Annotated in this window: 22 protein-coding genes; 14 read left to right on the top strand and 8 right to left on the bottom strand. The window is 71.5% G+C overall.

Annotated features, from left to right (window positions below):
- The first annotated feature begins 28 nt into the window (after positions 1-28).
- A complete protein-coding gene (locus BJY17_RS13235) occupies positions 29-496 on the top strand; it encodes a pyrimidine dimer DNA glycosylase/endonuclease V (protein ID WP_179551762.1) in 468 nt (155 codons plus the stop codon).
- 6 nt (positions 497-502) lie between these two features.
- Here BJY17_RS13235 and BJY17_RS13230 read toward each other — a convergent pair whose 3' ends face one another.
- Positions 503-1,054: a MarR family winged helix-turn-helix transcriptional regulator gene (locus BJY17_RS13230; RefSeq protein ID WP_246303734.1), complete on the bottom strand. Its 552-nt coding sequence runs from the start codon at positions 1,052-1,054 to the stop codon at positions 503-505.
- A 79-nt stretch (positions 1,055-1,133) separates the two neighbouring features.
- Between BJY17_RS13230 and idi the strand changes: the two genes are divergently transcribed.
- Genes idi through BJY17_RS13195 form a run of 7 tightly spaced genes read left to right on the top strand, consistent with a single transcriptional unit; the run spans position 1,134 to position 6,757 of the window.
- Positions 1,134-1,697 carry an isopentenyl-diphosphate Delta-isomerase gene (gene idi, locus BJY17_RS13225; RefSeq protein WP_179551761.1) on the top strand — a complete coding sequence of 188 codons (564 nt, stop codon included), beginning with the start codon at positions 1,134-1,136 and terminating at the stop codon, positions 1,695-1,697.
- A complete protein-coding gene (locus BJY17_RS13220) occupies positions 1,694-2,758 on the top strand; it encodes a polyprenyl synthetase family protein (protein ID WP_179551760.1) in 1,065 nt (354 codons plus the stop codon). The genes idi and BJY17_RS13220 overlap by 4 nt, the downstream gene beginning before the upstream one ends.
- Positions 2,755-3,687: a phytoene/squalene synthase family protein gene (locus BJY17_RS13215; protein ID WP_179551759.1), complete on the top strand. Its 933-nt coding sequence runs from the start codon at positions 2,755-2,757 to the stop codon at positions 3,685-3,687. Before BJY17_RS13220 ends, BJY17_RS13215 begins: the two co-directional genes overlap by 4 nt.
- Positions 3,684-5,249, top strand: coding sequence for a phytoene desaturase family protein (gene crtI / locus BJY17_RS13210; RefSeq protein WP_179551758.1), 1,566 nt, complete (start codon positions 3,684-3,686; stop codon positions 5,247-5,249). The genes BJY17_RS13215 and crtI overlap by 4 nt, the downstream gene beginning before the upstream one ends.
- On the top strand, positions 5,246-5,578 hold the full coding sequence (locus BJY17_RS13205; RefSeq protein WP_179551757.1) for a lycopene cyclase domain-containing protein: 333 nt from the start codon (positions 5,246-5,248) through the stop codon (positions 5,576-5,578). Before crtI ends, BJY17_RS13205 begins: the two co-directional genes overlap by 4 nt.
- Positions 5,575-5,880 carry a lycopene cyclase domain-containing protein gene (locus BJY17_RS13200; protein WP_179551756.1) on the top strand — a complete coding sequence of 102 codons (306 nt, stop codon included), beginning with the start codon at positions 5,575-5,577 and terminating at the stop codon, positions 5,878-5,880. Before BJY17_RS13205 ends, BJY17_RS13200 begins: the two co-directional genes overlap by 4 nt.
- The gene (locus BJY17_RS13195; protein ID WP_179551755.1) at positions 5,870-6,757 is read left to right on the top strand and encodes a prenyltransferase; all 888 of its coding nucleotides are present in this window, start codon (positions 5,870-5,872) and stop codon (positions 6,755-6,757) included. The genes BJY17_RS13200 and BJY17_RS13195 overlap by 11 nt, the downstream gene beginning before the upstream one ends.
- Before the next feature lie 23 nt (positions 6,758-6,780).
- Here BJY17_RS13195 and BJY17_RS13190 read toward each other — a convergent pair whose 3' ends face one another.
- From BJY17_RS13190 to BJY17_RS13160, 7 genes are all read right to left on the bottom strand, one after another.
- Positions 6,781-7,890 (bottom strand): class I SAM-dependent methyltransferase, encoded by a 1,110-nt coding sequence (locus BJY17_RS13190; protein ID WP_179551754.1) that lies wholly within the window; start codon positions 7,888-7,890, stop codon positions 6,781-6,783.
- Positions 7,891-7,927: 37 nt separating this feature from the next.
- On the bottom strand, positions 7,928-8,602 hold the full coding sequence (locus BJY17_RS13185; RefSeq protein WP_179551753.1) for a GntR family transcriptional regulator: 675 nt from the start codon (positions 8,600-8,602) through the stop codon (positions 7,928-7,930).
- A gap of 7 nt (positions 8,603-8,609) precedes the next feature.
- The gene (locus BJY17_RS13180; protein ID WP_179551752.1) at positions 8,610-8,921 is read right to left on the bottom strand and encodes a DUF3618 domain-containing protein; all 312 of its coding nucleotides are present in this window, start codon (positions 8,919-8,921) and stop codon (positions 8,610-8,612) included.
- Complete coding sequence (locus tag BJY17_RS13175) at positions 8,905-9,312, bottom strand: phage holin family protein (RefSeq protein WP_179551751.1); 408 nt, start codon at positions 9,310-9,312, stop codon at positions 8,905-8,907. Before BJY17_RS13175 ends, BJY17_RS13180 begins: the two co-directional genes overlap by 17 nt.
- A gap of 19 nt (positions 9,313-9,331) precedes the next feature.
- Positions 9,332-9,817 carry a YtxH domain-containing protein gene (locus tag BJY17_RS13170; RefSeq protein WP_179551750.1) on the bottom strand — a complete coding sequence of 162 codons (486 nt, stop codon included), beginning with the start codon at positions 9,815-9,817 and terminating at the stop codon, positions 9,332-9,334.
- A 100-nt stretch (positions 9,818-9,917) separates the two neighbouring features.
- Positions 9,918-11,468, bottom strand: coding sequence for a protoporphyrinogen oxidase (gene hemG, locus BJY17_RS13165; protein ID WP_246303732.1), 1,551 nt, complete (start codon positions 11,466-11,468; stop codon positions 9,918-9,920).
- Complete coding sequence (locus BJY17_RS13160) at positions 11,465-12,667, bottom strand: uroporphyrinogen decarboxylase (RefSeq protein ID WP_179551749.1); 1,203 nt, start codon at positions 12,665-12,667, stop codon at positions 11,465-11,467. The genes hemG and BJY17_RS13160 overlap by 4 nt, the downstream gene beginning before the upstream one ends.
- A gap of 374 nt (positions 12,668-13,041) precedes the next feature.
- Here BJY17_RS13160 and BJY17_RS13155 point away from each other — a divergent pair, with 374 nt between their 5' ends.
- From BJY17_RS13155 to BJY17_RS13130, 6 genes are all read left to right on the top strand, one after another.
- Positions 13,042-13,533, top strand: coding sequence for an SRPBCC family protein (locus BJY17_RS13155; protein WP_179551748.1), 492 nt, complete (start codon positions 13,042-13,044; stop codon positions 13,531-13,533).
- Positions 13,530-13,865: an ArsR/SmtB family transcription factor gene (locus BJY17_RS13150; protein WP_179551747.1), complete on the top strand. Its 336-nt coding sequence runs from the start codon at positions 13,530-13,532 to the stop codon at positions 13,863-13,865. The genes BJY17_RS13155 and BJY17_RS13150 overlap by 4 nt, the downstream gene beginning before the upstream one ends.
- Before the next feature lie 211 nt (positions 13,866-14,076).
- Positions 14,077-14,799, top strand: coding sequence for a hypothetical protein (locus BJY17_RS13145; RefSeq protein ID WP_179551746.1), 723 nt, complete (start codon positions 14,077-14,079; stop codon positions 14,797-14,799).
- A gap of 57 nt (positions 14,800-14,856) precedes the next feature.
- Entirely contained in the window at positions 14,857-16,290 is a 1,434-nt protein-coding gene (locus BJY17_RS13140; protein ID WP_179551745.1) for a glutamyl-tRNA reductase, read from the top strand.
- Positions 16,268-17,002: a GNAT family N-acetyltransferase gene (locus tag BJY17_RS13135; protein ID WP_179551744.1), complete on the top strand. Its 735-nt coding sequence runs from the start codon at positions 16,268-16,270 to the stop codon at positions 17,000-17,002. Before BJY17_RS13140 ends, BJY17_RS13135 begins: the two co-directional genes overlap by 23 nt.
- A 118-nt stretch (positions 17,003-17,120) precedes the next feature.
- Entirely contained in the window at positions 17,121-18,653 is a 1,533-nt protein-coding gene (locus BJY17_RS13130) for an HNH endonuclease signature motif containing protein (RefSeq protein ID WP_179551743.1), read from the top strand.
- The last annotated feature ends 27 nt before the right edge of the window (positions 18,654-18,680 follow it).

Raw genomic sequence — 18,680 nt, 5'->3', positions numbered from 1 at the left:
GGATGGATCGGGCACGTACGCTTCTCGGATGAGGATCTGGTCGCTGCATCCGCGTTACCTCGATCGCCAGGGGCTCACGGCGTGCTGGCGCGAGACGCTGCTCGCGCAGGCCGTGCTCGAGGGCGCGACCCGGGGTTACACCCGGCACCCGCAGCTCGAGCGGTTCCGTGCGGTGCCCGATCCGCTCGGCGCGATCGGCGATCACCTCGCCGGCATCGCCGACGAGGCGGCCGCCCGCGGCTACCGCTTCGATGGGAGCAAGGTGCACCGGCGGAGCGACCCCGCACTGCGCCTCGAAGTGACGAGCGGGCAGCTCGCGTTCGAGTGGGAGCACCTGCTGCGGAAGCTGTCGGCGAGGAGCCCCGAACTGGCCGCGCAGTGGGGCGGCGTCGAACTGCCCGACGCCCACCCGCTCTTCGTGGTCGTCGACGGGCCGGTCGCGTCCTGGGAGCGTGCGGCTCCGCCGACGGCGGACGGCGAACCGCCCCAGCGCTGATCGCGCTCAGTCGTGATCGCGCTCGGTCGCGGTGAGCGCGTCGAGGAAGCGGATCACGACTTCGCGCTCGTCGGAGGTCAGCGCCGCCGCCGCGTCGAAGCGTCGAGCGTGCAAGCGACCCACCGACTCCCGCGCCACGATGCGGGTGGGGTCGGTCACCGAGATGGCGAGCGCGCGCCGATCGCTCGGGTGCGGCGCGCGCACGATGTGGCCGCCGCGCTCGAGACGGTCGAGGAGCTTGGTCGTGGACGCGCTCGAGATGCCGAGGTACTCGCTGATCGCGCCAGGGGTGGCGATCTCGCCCTGGTTGCGGGCGGCGATGAGGAAACGCAGGGCGCGCATGTCGGTGGGGTTCAGCTTCATGTAGCGGCTCGACGCTTCGCTCATGCGGCGCTCGGCCTCGTGCCAGCCGCGCAGGCTCTGCATGACGCGCACGATCTGGTCGACCTGCTCATCGTCGAGGCCCGCACGGTCGACGAGCTCTTCGTCGTGGTCGGAGATGCGGGGGTCGTGCATCGCGGCCGCGATGTCGTGCCGCCCATCCCGCTCAGTTGCCATGGCTTGATTCTAGCCAGTGATGTATATTTCTCGCTAAGCTAACTACTAGCCAAAGCAGCAGACACCGAGTGGAGTCATCATGACCCTCAGCGACATCGAAGAGGTCGTCCTGCTCGACGCCGACGGCCGGGCCATCGGCCGGGCGCCGAAGTCGAGCGTGCACGGCGCAGACACCGCGCGTCACCTCGCCTTCTCGTGCCACGTGTTCAATGAGCGCGAGGAACTCCTCGTGACCCGCCGCGCGCTCTCGAAGCAGACCTGGCCGGGGGTCTGGACCAACTCGTTCTGCGGCCATCCGGCGCCCGCGGAGACCCTGGTCCACGCGATCCGCCGCCGCGGCGAGTTCGAACTCGGACTCCTGCTCGATGGCATCGAGCCGGTGCTCCCGTTCTTCCACTACCGGGCGACGGATGCCTCGGGGCTCGTCGAGAACGAGCTCTGCCCCGTGTACACGGCGTATGCGGCCTCGGATCTCGAGCCGCACCCGGGCGAGGTCATGGATTTCGCATGGGTGTCTCCGCGACGACTCGCCTCCGCCATCGAACACGCTCCGTGGGCGTTCAGCCCGTGGTTCGTGCTGCAGGCGCAACTGCTTCCGTTCCTCGGAGGCTCCCTCGACCGGCGCGAGGCCATCGCATCATGATCGGCGCGACCCTCGATCGACGAATCGACCGCGACGGCGTCGCCGTCTCGGAGTTCCTCGACGACTACTTCGCCCGACAGCTCGAACGCGCGGCGCGCCACGGCGACGAATACGTGCGGCTCTGGGTTGCCGCCCGCGACGGCGCCGCCGGCGGCAAGCGCATCCGTCCCGAGCTCGTGCTCGCCGCCCACGCCGCGTTCGCCGGCTCGGGCACGGCGGAGTCGGTGAGACTGGCCTCGGCGTTCGAGCTCCTGCACACCGCGTTCCTCATGCACGACGACGTGATCGACCACGATCTCGTGCGACGGGGCGCACCCAACGTCGCCGGCCACTTCGCGCTCGACGGGGTCGGCCGGGGGCTGCCGGTCGATCGGGCGAACGACTACGGCGAGGCATCCGCCATTCTCGCCGGCGACCTGCTGATCGCCGGCGCGCTGCGAGTCGTCGCCGAGCTCGAGGCACCGCGGTCCGTCCGCGCCTCGGTGCTCGAGATCGTCGACGAATGCGTCTTCCTCGCGGCCGCGGGCGAGCACGCCGACGTGCGGCAAGCCGGCGCCGCCCCCGACGAGCGCGACATCCTCGCCATGATCGAGAACAAGACCGCGTCGTACTCGTTCAGCGCACCGCTCCAGGCGGGGGCGGTGCTCGGCGGGGCATCCGCCGCCGCGGTCGAACGGCTCGGCGAGATCGGCCGCCACCTCGGCGTCGCGTTCCAGCTGCGCGACGACGTGCTCGGCGTCTTCGGCTCGGCGGAGCTCACCGGCAAGTCGGTGCTCTCCGACCTCCGCGAGGGCAAGGAGACCCTGCTCATCGCGTATGCCCGCGTGCACCCGGACTGGAGTCGCGCCGCCCACGGGTTCGGGAGCCCCGAACTCGACGACGCCGGGGCGGCGCGACTCCGCCGGGCGATCGAGTCGAGCGGGGCCCGCGACCGCGTCGAACGACTCATCGATGCGCGTTGCACCGCCGCGGTCGATGCGATCGCGGCGGCGCAGCTGCCGCACGACCTGCACGAGGCGCTGACCGTCACCGCCGGCATCTGCGCGGAGCGTGCACGATGACCGCGGCACCGACCGGGCTCGCGCTCTACGACCGCACCGCGCACCTCGGCTCAGCCCAGGTGATCTCGCACTACTCCACCTCCTTCGGACTCGCGAGCCGCCTGTGCTCGCGCACCGTGCGCGATCACCTGGCCGATGTATACGCGCTCGTGCGCATCGCCGACGAGATCGTCGACGGCCCCGCCGAGGAGGCGGGGCTGGCACCCGATGAGCGGCGTGCGATGCTCGACGCCCTCGAGGTCGAGACCGAGCAGGCGATCGCGCGCGGGTACAGCTCGAACCTCGTCGTGCACGCCTTCGCACGAACCGCACGCACCACGGGGTTCGGGCGCGAGCTGACCCGACCGTTCTTCGCGTCGATGCGGCGCGACCTCGACCCGGTGGACTTCGACGAAGCCGAGCTTCGCGAGTACATCCACGGCTCGGCCGAGGTCGTCGGGCTCATGTGCCTGCGTGCCTTCAGCGAGGGACTTCCCGACGACGCCGAGCGCGACGCGCGCTGGCAGCGCGGCGCCCGCCACCTCGGCGCCGCGTTCCAGAAGGTGAACTTCCTGCGCGATCTCGCCGACGACTACGGTTCCCTCGGCCGCCGCTACTTCCCCGGCATCGACCCCGCACGTCTGAGCGAGGCCGACAAGCTGAGGCTGCTCGACGACCTCGATCGCGACCTCGCGATCGCCGGCGAGGTGATCGCCGAGCTGCCGAGCGGATGCCGCAGGGCCGTCGCCGCCGCACACGCCCTGTTCTCCGCCCTGTCGGCGCGGCTCCGCCGCACACCGGCGCGCGAGCTGCTCACGACCAGGATCAGGGTGCCGACGCCGCAGAAGCTCGTGCTGCTCGCCAGAGCCGCCGGCACGCGGCCGCGACGCCCGGCCGCCACGCCCACGCCCGCGGCCGATCGGGCACCGCTGCCCGGGGCACCGGCATGAGCCGGGTGGCGGTCGTCGGGGGCGGTATCGCCGGCCTCGCCACCGCGGCGCTGCTGGCCCGCGACGGGCACGAGGTCACGGTCTACGAGGCGCACGACGGCGTCGGCGGTCGCGCCGGACGGTGGGACGCCCGCGGCTTCCGCTTCGACACCGGGCCGTCGTGGTACCTCATGCCCGAGGTGTTCGAGCACTTCTACCGGCTGATGGGCACGAGCGCCGCTGCCGAGCTCGACCTCGTACGGCTCGAGCCGGGTTACCGGGTCTTCTTCGAGGGCCGGACGGAGCCGCTCGACCTCGTGGCCGACCGGGAGGCATCCGCTGCGGCGTTCGAGGCGATCGAGCCCGGCGCCGGGCGACGCCTCGAGCACTACCTCGACTCCGCCGAGGAGACGACGCGTCTCGCGCTCGACCACTTCCTCTACAACGACTTCTCCTCGCCGGGCACCCTGCTCGTGCCGCCGGTGCTGCGGCGTCTCGGCCGCCTGGGCCGCCTGCTGCTGCAGCCGCTCGACCGGTTCATCGCCGGCAGCTTCAGCGACGATCGCCTGCGCAAGGTGCTCGGCTACCCCGCCGTGTTCCTCGGCACCTCGCCGTCGGCCGCTCCGAGCCTCTACCACCTGATGAGCCACTTCGACCTCGACGACGGGGTCTTCTACCCGCAGGGCGGCTTCCGCGAGGTCATCGACAGCGTCGCCCGACTGGCGCGGCGGGCCGGGGCCCGCATCGTGACGGACGCCCGCGTCACGAGCATCACCGTGGAGTCGGGCGCGGCGCGCGGCATCGTCCACGTCGATCGGGATGGCGCGGCGCACGAGGTCGAGGTCGACCTCGTCGTCTCGGCCGCCGACCTGCACCACACCGAGACGGCCCTGCTGCCTCCCGAGTCGCGAAGCCGATCGGATGCCTCGTGGCGCCGAGCCGACCCCGGCCCGGGCGCGGTGCTCGTGATGCTCGGTGTGCACGGCGACCTGCCGCAACTGCTGCATCACACGCTGCTGTTCACCGAGGACTGGGCGGCGAACTTCGATCGCATCTTCGGCGACTCGCCCTCGGTGCCCGACCCGGCGTCGCTCTACGTGTGCCGGGCGAGCGCGACCGACCCGTCGGCGGCACCGCCGGGTCACGAGAACCTCTTCGTGCTCGTGCCGGTGCCCGCCGACCCGGCGATCGGCCGCGGGGGCATCGACGGCGGCGGTGATGCATCGGTCGAGCGCATCGCCGACGCCGCGATCGCCCAGATCGCGGCGTGGGCGGGCGTGCCCGACCTCGCGGACCGAGTCGTGGTGCGCCGCACCATCGGCCCGGGCGACTTCGAGTCCGACCTCAACTCGTGGCGCGGCTCGGCGCTCGGACCGGCGCACGTGCTGCGCCAGAGCGCCTTCCTGCGGGGGCGCACCGCATCGAGCACGGTGCGGGACCTGTACTTCGCCGGAGCGACCACCGTGCCCGGCATCGGCCTGCCGATGTGCCTCATCAGCGCCGAGCTCGTGGCGAAGGCGCTGCGCGGCGAGCGCGGCGCCGGCCCGATGGCCGAGCCCGAGGTGCGGCGGGTGCCGGCATGAGTCTCGTCTACCTCGGCGTGCTGCTCGCCGGCATCGCGTGCATGGCACTGCTCGACGCCCGATTCCACCTGGTGTTCGGGGCGTCGGGTCGGCGCGTGCGGGCCATCGTCGTGCTCGCCGCCGGACTCGCGTTCTTCCTCGCTTGGGATGTCGCCGGCATCGGCCTCGGCATTTTCCACCGTGCCGAGAACGCGGTGAGCACCGGCATCCTGCTCGCCCCCGAGCTGCCGCTCGAGGAGCTCGTGTTCCTCGGGTTCCTCTGTTACCTGACACTCGTGCTCTACACGGGCGCGCTGCGCCTGATCGCGGCGAGGCAGGTGCGCGGGTGACCTACGCAGCGCTCTCGGCCGTGTTCCTCGCGGTGGCGGCCGCCGTCGCCGCCCTCGGGTGGCGTCGGGCTCCGCACGGTCACGGGCTCGCGCTGGTCGTCTCCGCGCTCGTGCTCGTCGTGCTCACGATCGCGTTCGACTCGATCATGATCGCGACGGGTCTGTTCGACTACGCCGATGCGCACATCTGGGGCGTTCGCCTCTGGCTCGCCCCGGTCGAGGACCTCGCCTACCCGATCGCCGGGGTCCTCCTCCTCAGCGGACTCTGGAATCTGATGGGGGAACGAACCGATGTCGACTGAGACCAGCCGCCGCAGCGCGATCGCCGACCTGGTCACCGCGTCCCGTCCGCTGAGCTGGGTGAACACCGCGTTCCCCTTCGCAGCCGCGTACCTCCTCACGACCCGCGAGATCGACGTCGCGTTCATCGTCGGCTCGCTCTTCTTCCTCGTGCCGTACAACCTCGCGATGTACGGCGTGAACGATGTCTTCGACTACGCCTCCGACGCCGCGAACCCGCGCAAGGGCGGCGTCGAGGGAGCACTCCTCGTGCCGGATCGGCATCGCTTGACCATCGTCGCCGCCATCGCGACCTGCGCGCCGTTCGTCGTCGTGCTGCTCGCCCTCGGCGACCCGGCGTCGTGGGCCGTGCTCGCGGTGAGCCTCTTCGCGGTCGCGGCCTACTCGGTGCCCGGGCTGCGCTTCAAGGAGGTGCCGTTCCTCGACTCGCTGACCTCGAGCGTGCACTTCGTGAGCCCGGCGATCTACGGGCTCGTGCTCGCGGGCGCGGCGTTCACCCCTCCCCTGCTCGCCCTGCTCCTCGCATTCCTGGCCTGGGGCATCGCGAGTCACGCCTTCGGCGCCGTGCAGGACGTCGTGCCCGACCGCGCAGCAGGCATCGCCTCGATCGCGACCGCGCTCGGGGCGCGCCGGACCGTTCGGTTCGCGATCGCCATGTGGGTGATGGCCGGCGTGCTCATGCTCGCCACGACATGGCCCGGCCCGCTCGCCGCAGTGCTGGTGGTGCCGTACATCGCCGCGGCCGCGCCGTTCGCCGGCGTCACCGATGCCTCGTCGGGTCGGGCGAACGCCGGGTGGCGATGGTTCCTCGCCATCAACTACGTCGTCGGATTCCTGGTGACCATGCTGCTCATCTGGTACGCCGCCATCACGGCATGACCCCGCGATGCCGCGGCATCCGCTCAGTGGAGCAGCCGTGTGAAGCGGAAGAACGCGAACTCCTCGATCGTCAGCAGTTCGATGCCGGAGAACCCTGCCTCGCGGGCGTATCGCTCGAGGGTCGACTGGCGCATCACGGTTCCCGTGCCGACTGACCCGGGCATGGACAGCCCATCGGGCAGGCACATGAAGATGCTGTAGCCGTACATGATGCGCTCGACGTCGTCGCCGTCGGGTGCGAACGCCTCGGCCACCGCCTCGTCCATGATCACGACCTCGCCGTCGCGCTTCACGGCGCGCCTGATCGAGGTCAGCACCTCGACCGGGAACGGCATGTCGTGCAGCGCCTCGAACACGAACGCCGCGTCGAAGACGGCCTCCTGCGGAATGCCCTCGCCCGCGACGTGGTGGAACCGCACCCGGTCGCCGACATGCGCCTCATCGGCGTGCCTGCGTGCGGCGACGACCGATTCGGCGTCGACGTCGAAGCCCTCGACCCGCGCAGACGGGTACGCCCGTGCCAGGGCGATCGACGACCAGCCGTGCCCCATTCCGATGTCGGCGATGCGCGCGCCGGGCCGCGAGAGCACGTCATGCAGCGACGGGACGCTCGCGAGCGCGTCGCCGAGCCGGTGCAGGAACCACGGCCGGTTGATGTCGCCCTGCGCCGATCGCGCCTCATCGCCGAGCTGCGCCCACGAGACGCCCCCGCCCGACCGGTACGCCTCGAGCAGCGGCCCGAGTTGCGCGCCGACCGCGGCGATGAAGCGTCCGAGGGGAGCGACGTAGTCGAGCGAGTCGGGATTCACGAGGGCATCGGCATGCGCCGGCGGCAGGGCGAATCGGCGGTCGGATGCCCCGGGCTCGGCGTCGTCGACGGTGAGGATGCCGTAGACGGCCTGCTGCTCGAGCCACTCGCGGGCGTAGCGCTCGTAGGTTCCCGTGCGCTCGGCGAGCGTGGGCGGGTCGAGCGGCCCTCCGTCGGCGAGCGCACGGTACCAGCCGAGCCGATCGCCGAGGTGGATGCTGAGCAGTTCGAACGCGCCGAGCATGTCGCCGAAGACGCGTTCCGCGAAGGCCGTCGTCGCATCGCCGTCTCCGGGCGCGGGCGTCGTGTCGGGCTGTTCCGTCATTTCGACGGCTCCTTCCTTCCGGCCCGGCGCGGTCGCGTCAGGCGCCGATGAGGAGTCTGGTGGAGTGCTCGAGATGCTCCCGTACGGCGTCGCCGCCGCGGGTCGGGAGCTCGTCGAGCAGGGCGCGGTGCTCCTCGATGAGCGTGTCGAGCGTGTAGTGCGGACGCACGTGCAGCAGGAAGAGCAGCAGCTCGCTGCCGAGCGCGGCGTGCGCCTCGATGATGCGAGGGCTCGCCGATGCCGCGACGATCGCATGATGGAACTCGGCGTGCAGGCGCTCGACCTCGAGCCAGTCGATGCCCTCGCCTGCGTCGTCGGGGTAGCCGTCGCCGCCGCCGTCGGCGAGCCGATCGAGCGCGTCGAGCGTCGCTCGCGCCGGCGCCAGCACCTCGTCGGGCCAGGCCTCGCCGTGACGCTCGCCGACGATGCGAACGGCCTCGACCTCGAGCGCGGCGCGCAACTGCTGCAGCGCGATCACGTGGGCGCGATCGAAGCTCGCGACCCGCACACCGCGATAGGCCTCCGCGACGGCGAGCCGCTCGGCGACGAGCCGCTGGAACGCGGCGCGCACGGTGTGGCGGGAGACCCCGAACTGCTCGGCCGCGGCCTCCTCGCGGAGGGGCGTGTCGGGGGCGAGCACCCCGCTCAGGATCTCGGCCCGGATGAGATCCGCGACCCGGTCCACGGTGGTGCCGGTGGTGGCTGAGGCCACGGCGCGATCAGTCGAGCTTCGACCGCACGACGAGCCACACGCCGATGCCGACGGCGGCCACGACGCCGACGGCCACGACGACCGCCGCAATGGGCTGCTCGTCGGCGAAGCGGCGCAGCTTGCGCTTGGCGCGCTCGGTGCGGATGCCGACCTGCTTCGGCACGTTGAGCTTGTCTTCGAGCGCGTTCAGCGTCTCGGCGAACTCGGCACGGGCCTGCTGGGAGGCGATCTTCGCCTGCACGCGCGTGAGGTTGCGCTCGCGTGCGGCGCTGTCGCGCTTCGAGAGGCTGGAGCCGGTGGCATCAGAAGCGGCGGTCATAGTCACCCGTTCCCTTCAGGGCATCGAGGTCGGCCTTCAGGCTCTCGACCGACTCGAGGGGCTCCGAACCCCGCTTGAAGTTGATGTAGGCGATCCACAGCAGGATCGCGATGATCAGCAGCAGCACGCCCGAGACGGTGAGCGCGGCGGCCCACGCCGGCATCACGAGCGCCAGCGCGAAGATCGCCGTGGTGATGAGCGTGAAGAGCAGGAAGACGCCGACGACGGCGGCGCCTGCGACGAGCCCCGAGCCGATGCCGAAGTGCTTGACCTTGTACGAGACCTCGGCCTTGATCTGGTCGATCTCGGCGCGCACGAGCGACGAGATCGTGTCGGGCAGGTCGCCGATCAGCGTGAAGAGTGAGCGGTCGTCGTTCGAGGGCGCGGTCATCGCAGAATCACCACCGTGTTCAGGAGTCGGATGCGGCGGGCTTGGCCTTGCCCGTCGTGCTGCGCTTGGTCGGGGCGCGCTTCGCCGTGCTCGTCGCGGTGGTCTTCGCACCGGATGCTGCGGATGACGCGAGCTCTGCGGCGTCGTCGATCGCGTCGTCGAGCGCGGAGGCCGCGCTGTCGACGGCGGACTTCGCTGCGGCGGCGGTCTTCGAGACGTTCTGCTTCGCGGTCTTCGCCGCGCTGCTCACGTCGTTCCTGGTGGCGCCGGTGCCGCGGGTCGCGTTGCCGATGAGCGACTTCACGCCGTCGAGCACGGTGTCCGAGAGGTCGCCGACCTTCTCGGCCGCGAACCCCTTCACGGTGTCGACGCCCTGCTGCACGACCGGCGTGTTCCACACGCCCTCGGCCGCCTTGCGGATCTGCTCGTAGCGCTCTCGACCGGCGCGCGTACCGAGCACGTAGCCGACTCCGAGCCCCACGACGAAGAGGATCTTGCCTTTCATGTGCACCCCATCTCCCCCTGTGATTCACCACAGCGACGTTTCCAGCGTAGACCCCGCACGAGGCGGCGCAAGGGGGTTGCGTCGAAATATTCCGTTCCGGCTATGCGTTGCCGTCGGGCTGCACCCGGCGATGCCGGATGCGACGAGCGGCCTCCAGCGCGTGCGGCACGACGGAGGCGAGACCGGTGCCCGCGACCCACGAACCGGTCGCCTCGATGCCGGGCTCGGCCGCGAGGGCGTCCTCGAGGGCGTGCACCCGCTCGCGCTGGCCGATGGCCGCCTGCGAGATGGCGTCGCGCCACACGGTGCGGCCCGAGGCGCGGAGCATCCGCTCGTCGAGGGGCACGCCGAGGAGCAGCGCGGCATCGGCGAGTGCGAGCTCGGCGACCTCGGCGTCGGTGCGCCCGTCGAGCGGGTTCGCCGCACCGGCGCGCCCGTAGGAGAGGCGCACGACGTGGCGGCCGCCCGCCTGCTCGGCGAGCCACGACCACTTCGCGGTCGAGTGCGTGAGGGCCTTCGCCGTCACCCCGGGCGCGTCGGCGGCGACGAGCACGCCGGTTCCACGCGGGGCGGCGTCGAGCTCGGGCGCGTCGAGCACGAGGGTGACGAGTTCGACGGATGCCGCGGGGGGCCACGCCCCGCCGTCGGAGCCGCTCGTGTGCGTCCAGCCGTCGAGCGCGTCGTCGACGAGGGCGAGGGCCGCGTGGCCGGAGGCCGCGAGCACGACATCGGGAGCGGTCACGAGCAGCTCGCCCGCCTCGGTCGTCGCGGTGACGACCCATCCGGGTGCCTCGGAGCCTGCTCCCGCGGACCCGTCGCGCTCGAGCCCGGTGACCTCGGCGCCGCGCACGATCGTGACGCCGAACCGGGCGAGTTCGTGCTCGAGGGCGTCGACGAGGCGGTGCATGCCGCCCCGGATGCCGCGCACGGCGGTGCCGGCCTTGCGCTCCTCGAGGAGTTGCCCGACGCCGCCCGAGAGCGAGCCGGTGCGGGTCATCGCCTCGTTGAGCCCGGGGGCGACGATGTCGAGGTCGAGGTCGTCGGGATTCGAGGAGTAGACGCCGGCGGAGATCGGGGTGACGAGCCGGTCGAGCACGGCCTGGCCCATGCGCGAGCGCACGAGCTCGCCGAGGCTGCGGGCGCGCCCGATGGTGAGGATCGGCTTCACCCGATCGACGTAGGCGCGGATCGCGCCGTTCCAGCCGATGATGCGGCGCACGTCGTCGCCGAGCGGGTTCGACGGGATGCCGAGCATGCCCGTCTTCGGCAGCGGTGCCGCGTCGAGGCCCTGCTTGCCGGGCATCACGAGCCAGGCGCCCGCGGGGTTCGGGTTCTCGATGTCGGCGTCGAGGCCGAGGGAGCCGAGCAGTTCGGCGACGGCGCCGCCGCGGGTCGCGAACGACTCGGCCCCGCTGTCGAGGCTCAGGCCGTCGAGTTCGATGCGGCCGACGCATCCGCCCAGTTCGTCGCGGCGCTCGAGCACGGTGACCTGCAGGCCGACCTTCGCGCACTCGAGTGCGGCGACGAGGCCCGCGACGCCGCCGCCGATCACGACGACGTCGGCGGTCGCGCGTTCGACGACGGGCGCTGCGGCCGGGTCGGCTGCGGGCACGGCGCCGGGTGCCGTCCCCGGCGTCATCGCGTCGCTCATGCCGATGCCTCGTGCACGAGCTCGACGACGCGCGTCAGCACGGTCGGGTCGGTCTCGGGCGGCACGCCGTGGCCGAGGTTGAAGACGTGGGCGGGGGCGGCCTCGCCGCGGCGCAGCACGTCGCGCACGGCGGCCTCGAGCACGGGCCAGGGGGCGGCGAGCAGCGCCGGATCGAGGTTGCCCTGCAGCGGCACGCCCTCGCCCACGCGCTGCACGGCGACGTCGAGCGGGATGCGGTAGTCGACGCCGACCGTGTCGACGCCGATGCCGTGCATCGCGCCGAGCAGCTCGCCGGTGCCGACGCCGAAGTGCACGACGGGAACGCTGCGGGTGGACGAGGCGCCCGAGGCATCCGTCGTCTCGTAGGCGAGGTCGTGCACGTGGGCGAGGGCCGCCGCCGAGGCGGGGGCGACGTGCGTCTCGTAGTCGGCGAGCGAGATCGCGCCGGCCCACGAGTCGAAGAGCTGGGCAGCGGATGCCCCGGCGAGCACCTGCGTGCGCAGGAAGCGGCCGGTGAGCTCGGCGGTCCAGTCCATGAGCGCGCGCCAGGCGCCCGGGTCGGCGTGCATGAGCGTGCGGGCGGCGAGGTGGTCCTTCGAGGGGCCGCCCTCGGTGAGATATGCGGCGAGGGTGAAGGGGGCACCGGCGAAGCCGATGAGCGGGGTGCTCCCCCTGCTGGTCGAGCCTGTCGAGACCGAGCCGGTCGAGACCGAGCCGGTCGAGATCGACCCGGCGGGCACGGTCGTGTTCAGCTCGGCGACCGTGCGCGCGACGGCCTCGGTGATGGGGGCGGATGTCTCGTCGAGCCGCGCAGGGTCGATCGCCGTGAGTTCGGCGACGCCCGCGGCATCCGCGTAGGCCCTGCCGAAGACCGGTCCGCGACCGGGCTGGATCTCGACGTCGACGCCCACGAGCTTCAGCGGCACGACGATGTCGCTGAAGAAGATGCCCGCGTCGACCTTGTGGCGGCGCACGGGCTGCAGCGTGATCTCGCTCGCCATCGCGGGATCGAGGCAGGCGTCGAGCATGCGGGTGCCGACGCGGAGGTCGCGGTACTCGGGCAGCGAGCGACCGGCCTGGCGCATGAACCACACGGGCGTGGCGTCGGAGCGCTCTCCTCTGTATGCGCGCACGAGTCGCGAGTCGGAGGTCAGGCCGGCGGAGAGCGGATGCTGCGGGGAGAGGATCACGCCTGACATTGTCTCGTATCCGGCTGAGTGAAGATCGGCGATCGGATGCAGCACCAACGAGCACTGACATTGTCTCGTATCCGGCTGAGTGAAGATCGGCGATCGGATGCAGCACCAACGAGCACTGACATTGTCTCGTATCCGGCTGAGTGAAGATCGGCGATCGGATGCAGCACCAACGAGCACTGACATTGTCTCGTATCCGGCTGAGTGAAGATCGTCGATCGGATGCCACCCCGACGAGCACTGAGATCTGCGCCCATCGGCATGGGGAACTCGCTCGAAGTGCAACAAAACAGTTGCACGCCTGAGTGATCGGTGCAACACTCGCGTTGCGCATGAGTTGCACGGCACGACACCGGTACGGCAATCGAGGAGGACGCATGAACGGCACGACCATCGGGTCACTCGACCGGATCGAACAGCAGATCGACATCGACGCCTCGGCGGAGCGCGTGTGGGAGCTCGTCTCCACCGCGGGATGGTGGATCAACGACGACCGCATCGTCGAGCACCGCATCGAGGAGCAGGGCTCGCGCGTCGTCGTGCACGACGAGAAGCACGGCGCGTTCACGCTCGCGGTCGAGTCGCTGGACGCCCCGCGCTACGCCGCCTTCCGCTGGTTCAACGCGACGCCGGCAGCCGCCGAACCCGACCCCGAGCGCGACCCGCTCGTCTCGACGCTCGTCGAGTTCTGGATCGAGGAACGCACCGACGGCGGCGTCGTGCTGCGTGTCGCCGAGAGCGGCTTCGAGGGCCTCGACCGCAGCGCCGAGGAGCGGCGCCGCATGTTCGACGGCAACACCGAGGGCTGGGCGATCGAGCTGGGATTCGCGCGCGACCACCTCGCGAACGAGACCGCGGTCGACCGATGACGCCGAGCACCGAGCGCCTCGGCGCCGAGAGCCTCCCCGCTGCGTTCGCCGCCCTGGGCGACGACACGCGGTGGGAGCTCCTGCAACGGCTCGGCACCGCGCCCGCCTCGGCGACGACGCTCGCCGCCGACCGGCCGATCAGCCGACAGGCCGTCGCACGGCATCTCGAGGTGCTCCGCGATGCCGGACTCGTCGAGACCGAGATCCACGGCCGCGAGGTGCGCTACCGCGCGATCGGATCGCGACTGAGCACCCTCGCCCGCGACCTCGACACCCTCGCCCAGGGCTGGGAGCGCCGCCTGCGCACGATCAAGGCCGCGGCGGAGGGGTAGGGCCAGCGCGCACGTCGACCGATTGGTTCGGAAGCCTTACATTCGCGCTCCCATCAGCGCTATGGTCGAGACGTTGTGCGCCCCCGAGCACGACGACGCGCGAGTCCCCCAACCCGTGCGCCTCCGCACCCACGGAGAAGCCCATGCCCCAACTGCATTCGTCCTACCCGCCATGCTGCATCACGTCGTCCCGAGCCCTGCGGGCCGGCCGATGAACCCCGCCGCACCGCATCGAACCGGCGTCACCTTCATGGTCGCCGCCGCCGCCGCGATCGTCATCGGCGCGCTCATCGCAGGCTCGGGATTCCTCGACCGCTTCATGTTCCGACTGCCCGAGATCCCCGGCGACGAGCGCATCACCCTCGGCGTCGCGGTGCTCGCCGCCCTCGCCGCGATGATCTGGCTCCTCGTGCGCCTCGGCGAGCTGGGCCGTGCCCGGTCGCGTCGCCGCGCACTCGAGGCCAGCGTTCGCGGCGAGGTGAGCTGCGGCATCCGTCGCCGTGATCTCGTCGCGCGACTGGGTGAACTGACCGCGGATGACGCGCAGCACATCAAGCTCGCGGCCCGCTACTCGATCGTGGCCGACGAACTCGGCGTCGCGTTCTGGAACGGCGGGCGTCGTCCCCGACGAGCCGTGCACTTCGCCTGGCGCGAGGTCCGCGGCATCCGGAGCGACTCGATCATCGCCGGCGAGACCGTGCTCTCGGTGCTCGTGCTGCGCGTGCGTCGCGGCGGCGTGAGCGTCGAACTGCCGATCGTGCTCGCGGCGGAGCGACCGGGTCGCTACGCGCTCTCCGACGCTCCCTTCTTCGCTGTCGTGCGCAGCTGGAAGGCGAAGCACCGCGAGGCGCTCGCGGCCGAAGGACTCGAGGTGCCGCCGCTCACCGCGCCGATCCAGATCATCCCGCAGAACGCGGCACTCGCCGCCCGCTGAGTTTCCCTCGAAGTCGCTCTGGGCGAACCCTGATTCGACGGCGAGTAGAATCCCTTCGTGCTCATCTGCCTCACCGCGAGTCACAAGAACGCCGGGTTCGACATGCTCGAGCGTCTCTCAGTGACCGCGGACGCCGCCGGCCCCCGCATCCGAGAGGGCCACCCCTCCGTGCAGGGTGCCGTCGTCGTCGCCACCTGCAACCGCTTCGAGGCGTACCTCGACCTCGACGCGGCAGAGGGCGACTCGCCTGTGCCGGCCGTGCACGAGGCGATCCGATCGGTGGGCGCCGTGGCCGGCCTCGAACCCGAGGAACTGCGCTCGACGTTCGGCTTCGTGCACGGCAACGCCGTCGCCGGCCATCTCTTCGCGGTCGCGTCGGGCCTCGAGTCGGTCGTCGTCGGCGAGGGCGAGATCGCAGGCCAGGTGCGCCGCTCGCTCGAGCGCGCTCGCACCGAGGGCACCACGACACCCGACCTCGAACGGCTCTTCCAGCGCGCCTCGCAGATCTCGCGCCGCGTGAAGAACGAGACCGGCATCGGCAACGAGGGCCGCTCGGTCGTGCGCCTCGCGCTCGAACTCGCCGAGAGCCGCATCACCGACTGGGCGGCCACACGCGTGCTGCTCGTCGGCACCGGCCGCTTCGCCGGCGCCTCGCTCGCCGCGCTCCGCGACCGCGGCGTCACCGACGTGCGCGTCCACTCCCCCTCGGGCCGCGCGGCGAAGTTCGCGGCGAACCACGGCATCGACGCCGTCGGACGTCACGAGGTCGCCGCGGCCGCAGCGACCTCCGACGTCATCGTCACGTGCACCACGGCCGAGCACCACGTCGTCGACCGGGCCCTGCTCGAAGCGGGCCGGGCGGCTTTCGCGGCATCCGCTGCCGGTGCCGTGTCGATCGCCGGTGTCGGCGGCGCTGAAGCCGCCGAGCCGGCCGGCGCGGGCTGCCCGGTCTCACTCAGCCTCGTCACCGGCCCCGCCGAGGCCCCGGTCGAACGTCAGCTCGTGATCGACCTCGGGCTCCCCCGCAACATCGCTCCCGACGTCGTCGAGGTGCAGGGCGTCGAACTGCTCGACCTCGAGACGATCCGCATCCACGCCCCGCTCGAGGAGTTCGGTGCGACGGATGCCGCGCGCGCGATCGTCGGCGGAGCGGCCCGGGCCTTCGGCGAGGCCCGCGAAGAGCAGGACCTCGCCCCGGCCGTCGTCGCCCTTCGGCGCCATGTCTTCGACCTGCTCGACGGAGAGATCGAACGCGCCCGCGCACGCGGCGACGCCGACGGCCGCACCGAAGAGGCCCTGCGCCACATGGCGGGCGTGCTGCTGCACACCCCCATGGTGCGCTCGCGCGAACTCGCGCGGGCCGGCGAGCAGCAGGCCTGGATCGACGGCATCGCCGCGATCTTCGGCGTCGCCCCCGAAGCGGATGCCGCGGCACGCACGTCGGAGGCGCGCGGTACGCTTCGTGACGATGCACGAGAACGCCACGCCTGACCTCGCGACCACCCCTCCGCACGAGCGCGCAGCCGCGGCTGCGGCCGACGGCCCGCCCGCACTGCGATTCCCCTTCGACGCGACCGCGCTGACCGAGACGCCGATCAGCACGGAGCGTCTCGTGCTGCGGCCGCTCGAGGCATCCGATGCCCCCGACGTGTTCGAATACCAGCGCATCCCCGACGTGCTCAAGTACCTGCCCTGGCCGTTGCGCGATCGCGCCGAGGCGTACGAGCACACGGCGAAGCGCGCCGCCGCGCGTGTGCTCGCGGACGACGGCGATTTCTTCGTGCTCGCGATGACGCTGCCGGGCACGCCGTCGGTCGACGACTCGGCGGCCGACGCGTCGGCTGTCGCTGCGTCGGCCGCCGCTGCCGTGCGCGACCGGGTGATCGGCGACATGATGGTGCGGGTCTCGAGCGCCAAGCACGCGCAGCTCGAGCTCGGATGGGTCGTGCACCCCGACTTCCAGGGCAAGGGCTACGCCCGCGAGGCGGCCGTCGCGATCAGGGACTTCGCGTTCGAGACGCTCCATCCGCACCGCATCCAGGCGTTCCTCGACGCGCGCAACGCGGCGTCCGCGGCGCTATGCGAACGGCTCGGCATGCGACGCGAGGCGACGATCCTCGAAGAGCAGTACAACGACGGCGAATGGCAGGACACGGCACTCTACGGCCTGTTGCGTCGGGAGTGGGCGGCGGCTCGGGGGTAGGCGGCGCGGGGTGGGCGGTCATTCGTTCGCGCGTTCCCTCCTACCATGTTCTCCACAGGGTTATCCACAATCTGTGGAACGTATGTTCGAATGTCGGCCTCCCGCGAGACAATGGAACATGGCCGAAGCGCTCCCCGACTTCAGCGGTCTGACCGCCCTGATGTCGTCGTGCGCACCGTCGTCGAGCGCCTTCAGCGCGCTCGACGACCGCGCCCTCGTCGATGCCGTCGAGGCGATCACGGCACTCAGGCACGAGGTCGAGCGGGCGCAGGCGCTCGCTGCCGCCGAGATCGTGCGCCGATCGAAGGTCGCGTTCGGGCTTCATGGGCTCGCGCAGCGCAACGGCCATGCGAACGCGGGCGAGCTGCTGCAGTCCATCACGCACTCGTCGAAGCGCGAGACCATCGCTCTGGTCGGGGTGGGGCGCATGGTCGCCGAGACCGAAGCGGCCGCTGAGCTCGAGCTCGCGCGGCGCGATGATCCCGAGCTCGCCGCGCTCGTACCCGAACCGGTCGCGCCGTGGTTCTCGGAGTTGAGTCGTCCAATGGCAAGTGGGGTGCTGACCGTGGCGGTCGCCGATGCGATCCGTTCCGGGCTCGGTGAACCCGGCGGCGAAGCCGACGAGCCGGCGTTGGCCTCGGCATTGGCTTCGGTGCTCACGAGCGTCATGGCCGAGAGCCGGGGCCTGCATGCCGATGCAGCTCGTCGTCTCGCGCGTCAGGCACGCGATCGCATCGATGCCGCGGGCGTGGCCGCACGTTCCGAGCACCAGCGCGAGCAGCAGTTCTGGCGAGTGTGGGTGAAGCCCGACGGCATGGTGCGCGGCGAGTTCGAGCTCGACGCCGAGAGCGGCATGCTCGTCAAGGCGGTGTTCGATCAACTCACCCACCCTCGGCGCACGGCCGCACCGGTGCGGCGCGGCTTCGGCGATCCGGTGCGCGGCGATGCGGCCTTCGCCGACGCGCGTGTGACGCGGGAGCGCGATGCGGCCGAAGGCCTCGTGCAACTGCTCCGCGCTGGAGCGAGCGTCGACCCCACCCGCGTGCTCAACGACAAGAAGCCGTCGGTCCGTCTCGTGGTGAACGCCGACTCGCTCAGCACGGGCGACGGCTCGGGAATCATCGAGGGGCATCCCGATCGCATCCCGATCGTCGATATCCACACGGGGCTCTGCGAGGGCTACCTGCCGGTCCTGTTCGATGACGACGGCGCGTGCCTCGACCTCGGTCGCGACGAGCGGCTCTTCACCGACAGGCAGAAGGCGGCGATCGCGGTTCGTGACGGCGGCTGCCTCGACCCCGAGTGCACGCGTCCGCCCTCGTGGACCGAGGCGCACCACATCGACCATTGGCAGCGCGACGGCGGGCGCACCGATCTCGCCGACGGCATCCTGCTCTGCCGGAGAGACCATCTGCGGTATCACAACCAGGGATGGGAGGTTCGGCGCACCGGCACGAACTACTGGCTCATCCCGCCGGCCGGCGTCGATCCAGAGCAGACGCCGAGGCTGATGCGACCGAAGACGCCCGCAGACATCATCAACCCGGTCGATCCGACGCGAGTCGCGCTTGCGCAGGCACACGCGCCTGTACCTGCGCCTGCGCCTGTAGCGGCGACGGCGCCGGAATGCGAGTTCTCAGCCGCAGGGTAGGGCTCTGCGCAGGTCGAGCTGGTGTGT

This window comes from Agromyces hippuratus (assembly GCF_013410355.1).
Classification (GTDB): domain Bacteria; phylum Actinomycetota; class Actinomycetes; order Actinomycetales; family Microbacteriaceae; genus Agromyces; species Agromyces hippuratus.
This window is presented reverse-complemented; position numbering and strand designations above follow the sequence as displayed.

What these genes read in the sequence shown, in the direction of transcription:
- BJY17_RS13235 (WP_179551762.1), top strand. Translation starts at nt 29, where the DNA reads ATGAGGATCTGGTCGCTGCATCCGCGTTACCTCGATCGCCAGGGGCTC.
- BJY17_RS13230 (WP_246303734.1), bottom strand. Translation starts at nt 1,054, where the DNA reads ATGGCAACTGAGCGGGATGGGCGGCACGACATCGCGGCCGCGATGCAC.
- idi (WP_179551761.1), top strand. Translation starts at nt 1,134, where the DNA reads ATGACCCTCAGCGACATCGAAGAGGTCGTCCTGCTCGACGCCGACGGC.
- BJY17_RS13220 (WP_179551760.1), top strand. Translation starts at nt 1,694, where the DNA reads ATGATCGGCGCGACCCTCGATCGACGAATCGACCGCGACGGCGTCGCC.
- BJY17_RS13215 (WP_179551759.1), top strand. Translation starts at nt 2,755, where the DNA reads ATGACCGCGGCACCGACCGGGCTCGCGCTCTACGACCGCACCGCGCAC.
- crtI (WP_179551758.1), top strand. Translation starts at nt 3,684, where the DNA reads ATGAGCCGGGTGGCGGTCGTCGGGGGCGGTATCGCCGGCCTCGCCACC.
- BJY17_RS13205 (WP_179551757.1), top strand. Translation starts at nt 5,246, where the DNA reads ATGAGTCTCGTCTACCTCGGCGTGCTGCTCGCCGGCATCGCGTGCATG.
- BJY17_RS13195 (WP_179551755.1), top strand. Translation starts at nt 5,870, where the DNA reads ATGTCGACTGAGACCAGCCGCCGCAGCGCGATCGCCGACCTGGTCACC.
- BJY17_RS13190 (WP_179551754.1), bottom strand. Translation starts at nt 7,890, where the DNA reads ATGACGGAACAGCCCGACACGACGCCCGCGCCCGGAGACGGCGATGCG.
- BJY17_RS13180 (WP_179551752.1), bottom strand. Translation starts at nt 8,921, where the DNA reads ATGACCGCCGCTTCTGATGCCACCGGCTCCAGCCTCTCGAAGCGCGAC.
- BJY17_RS13175 (WP_179551751.1), bottom strand. Translation starts at nt 9,312, where the DNA reads ATGACCGCGCCCTCGAACGACGACCGCTCACTCTTCACGCTGATCGGC.
- BJY17_RS13170 (WP_179551750.1), bottom strand. Translation starts at nt 9,817, where the DNA reads ATGAAAGGCAAGATCCTCTTCGTCGTGGGGCTCGGAGTCGGCTACGTG.
- hemG (WP_246303732.1), bottom strand. Translation starts at nt 11,468, where the DNA reads ATGAGCGACGCGATGACGCCGGGGACGGCACCCGGCGCCGTGCCCGCA.
- BJY17_RS13160 (WP_179551749.1), bottom strand. Translation starts at nt 12,667, where the DNA reads ATGTCAGGCGTGATCCTCTCCCCGCAGCATCCGCTCTCCGCCGGCCTG.
- BJY17_RS13155 (WP_179551748.1), top strand. Translation starts at nt 13,042, where the DNA reads ATGAACGGCACGACCATCGGGTCACTCGACCGGATCGAACAGCAGATC.
- BJY17_RS13150 (WP_179551747.1), top strand. Translation starts at nt 13,530, where the DNA reads ATGACGCCGAGCACCGAGCGCCTCGGCGCCGAGAGCCTCCCCGCTGCG.
- BJY17_RS13145 (WP_179551746.1), top strand. Translation starts at nt 14,077, where the DNA reads ATGAACCCCGCCGCACCGCATCGAACCGGCGTCACCTTCATGGTCGCC.
- BJY17_RS13135 (WP_179551744.1), top strand. Translation starts at nt 16,268, where the DNA reads ATGCACGAGAACGCCACGCCTGACCTCGCGACCACCCCTCCGCACGAG.
- BJY17_RS13130 (WP_179551743.1), top strand. Translation starts at nt 17,121, where the DNA reads ATGGCCGAAGCGCTCCCCGACTTCAGCGGTCTGACCGCCCTGATGTCG.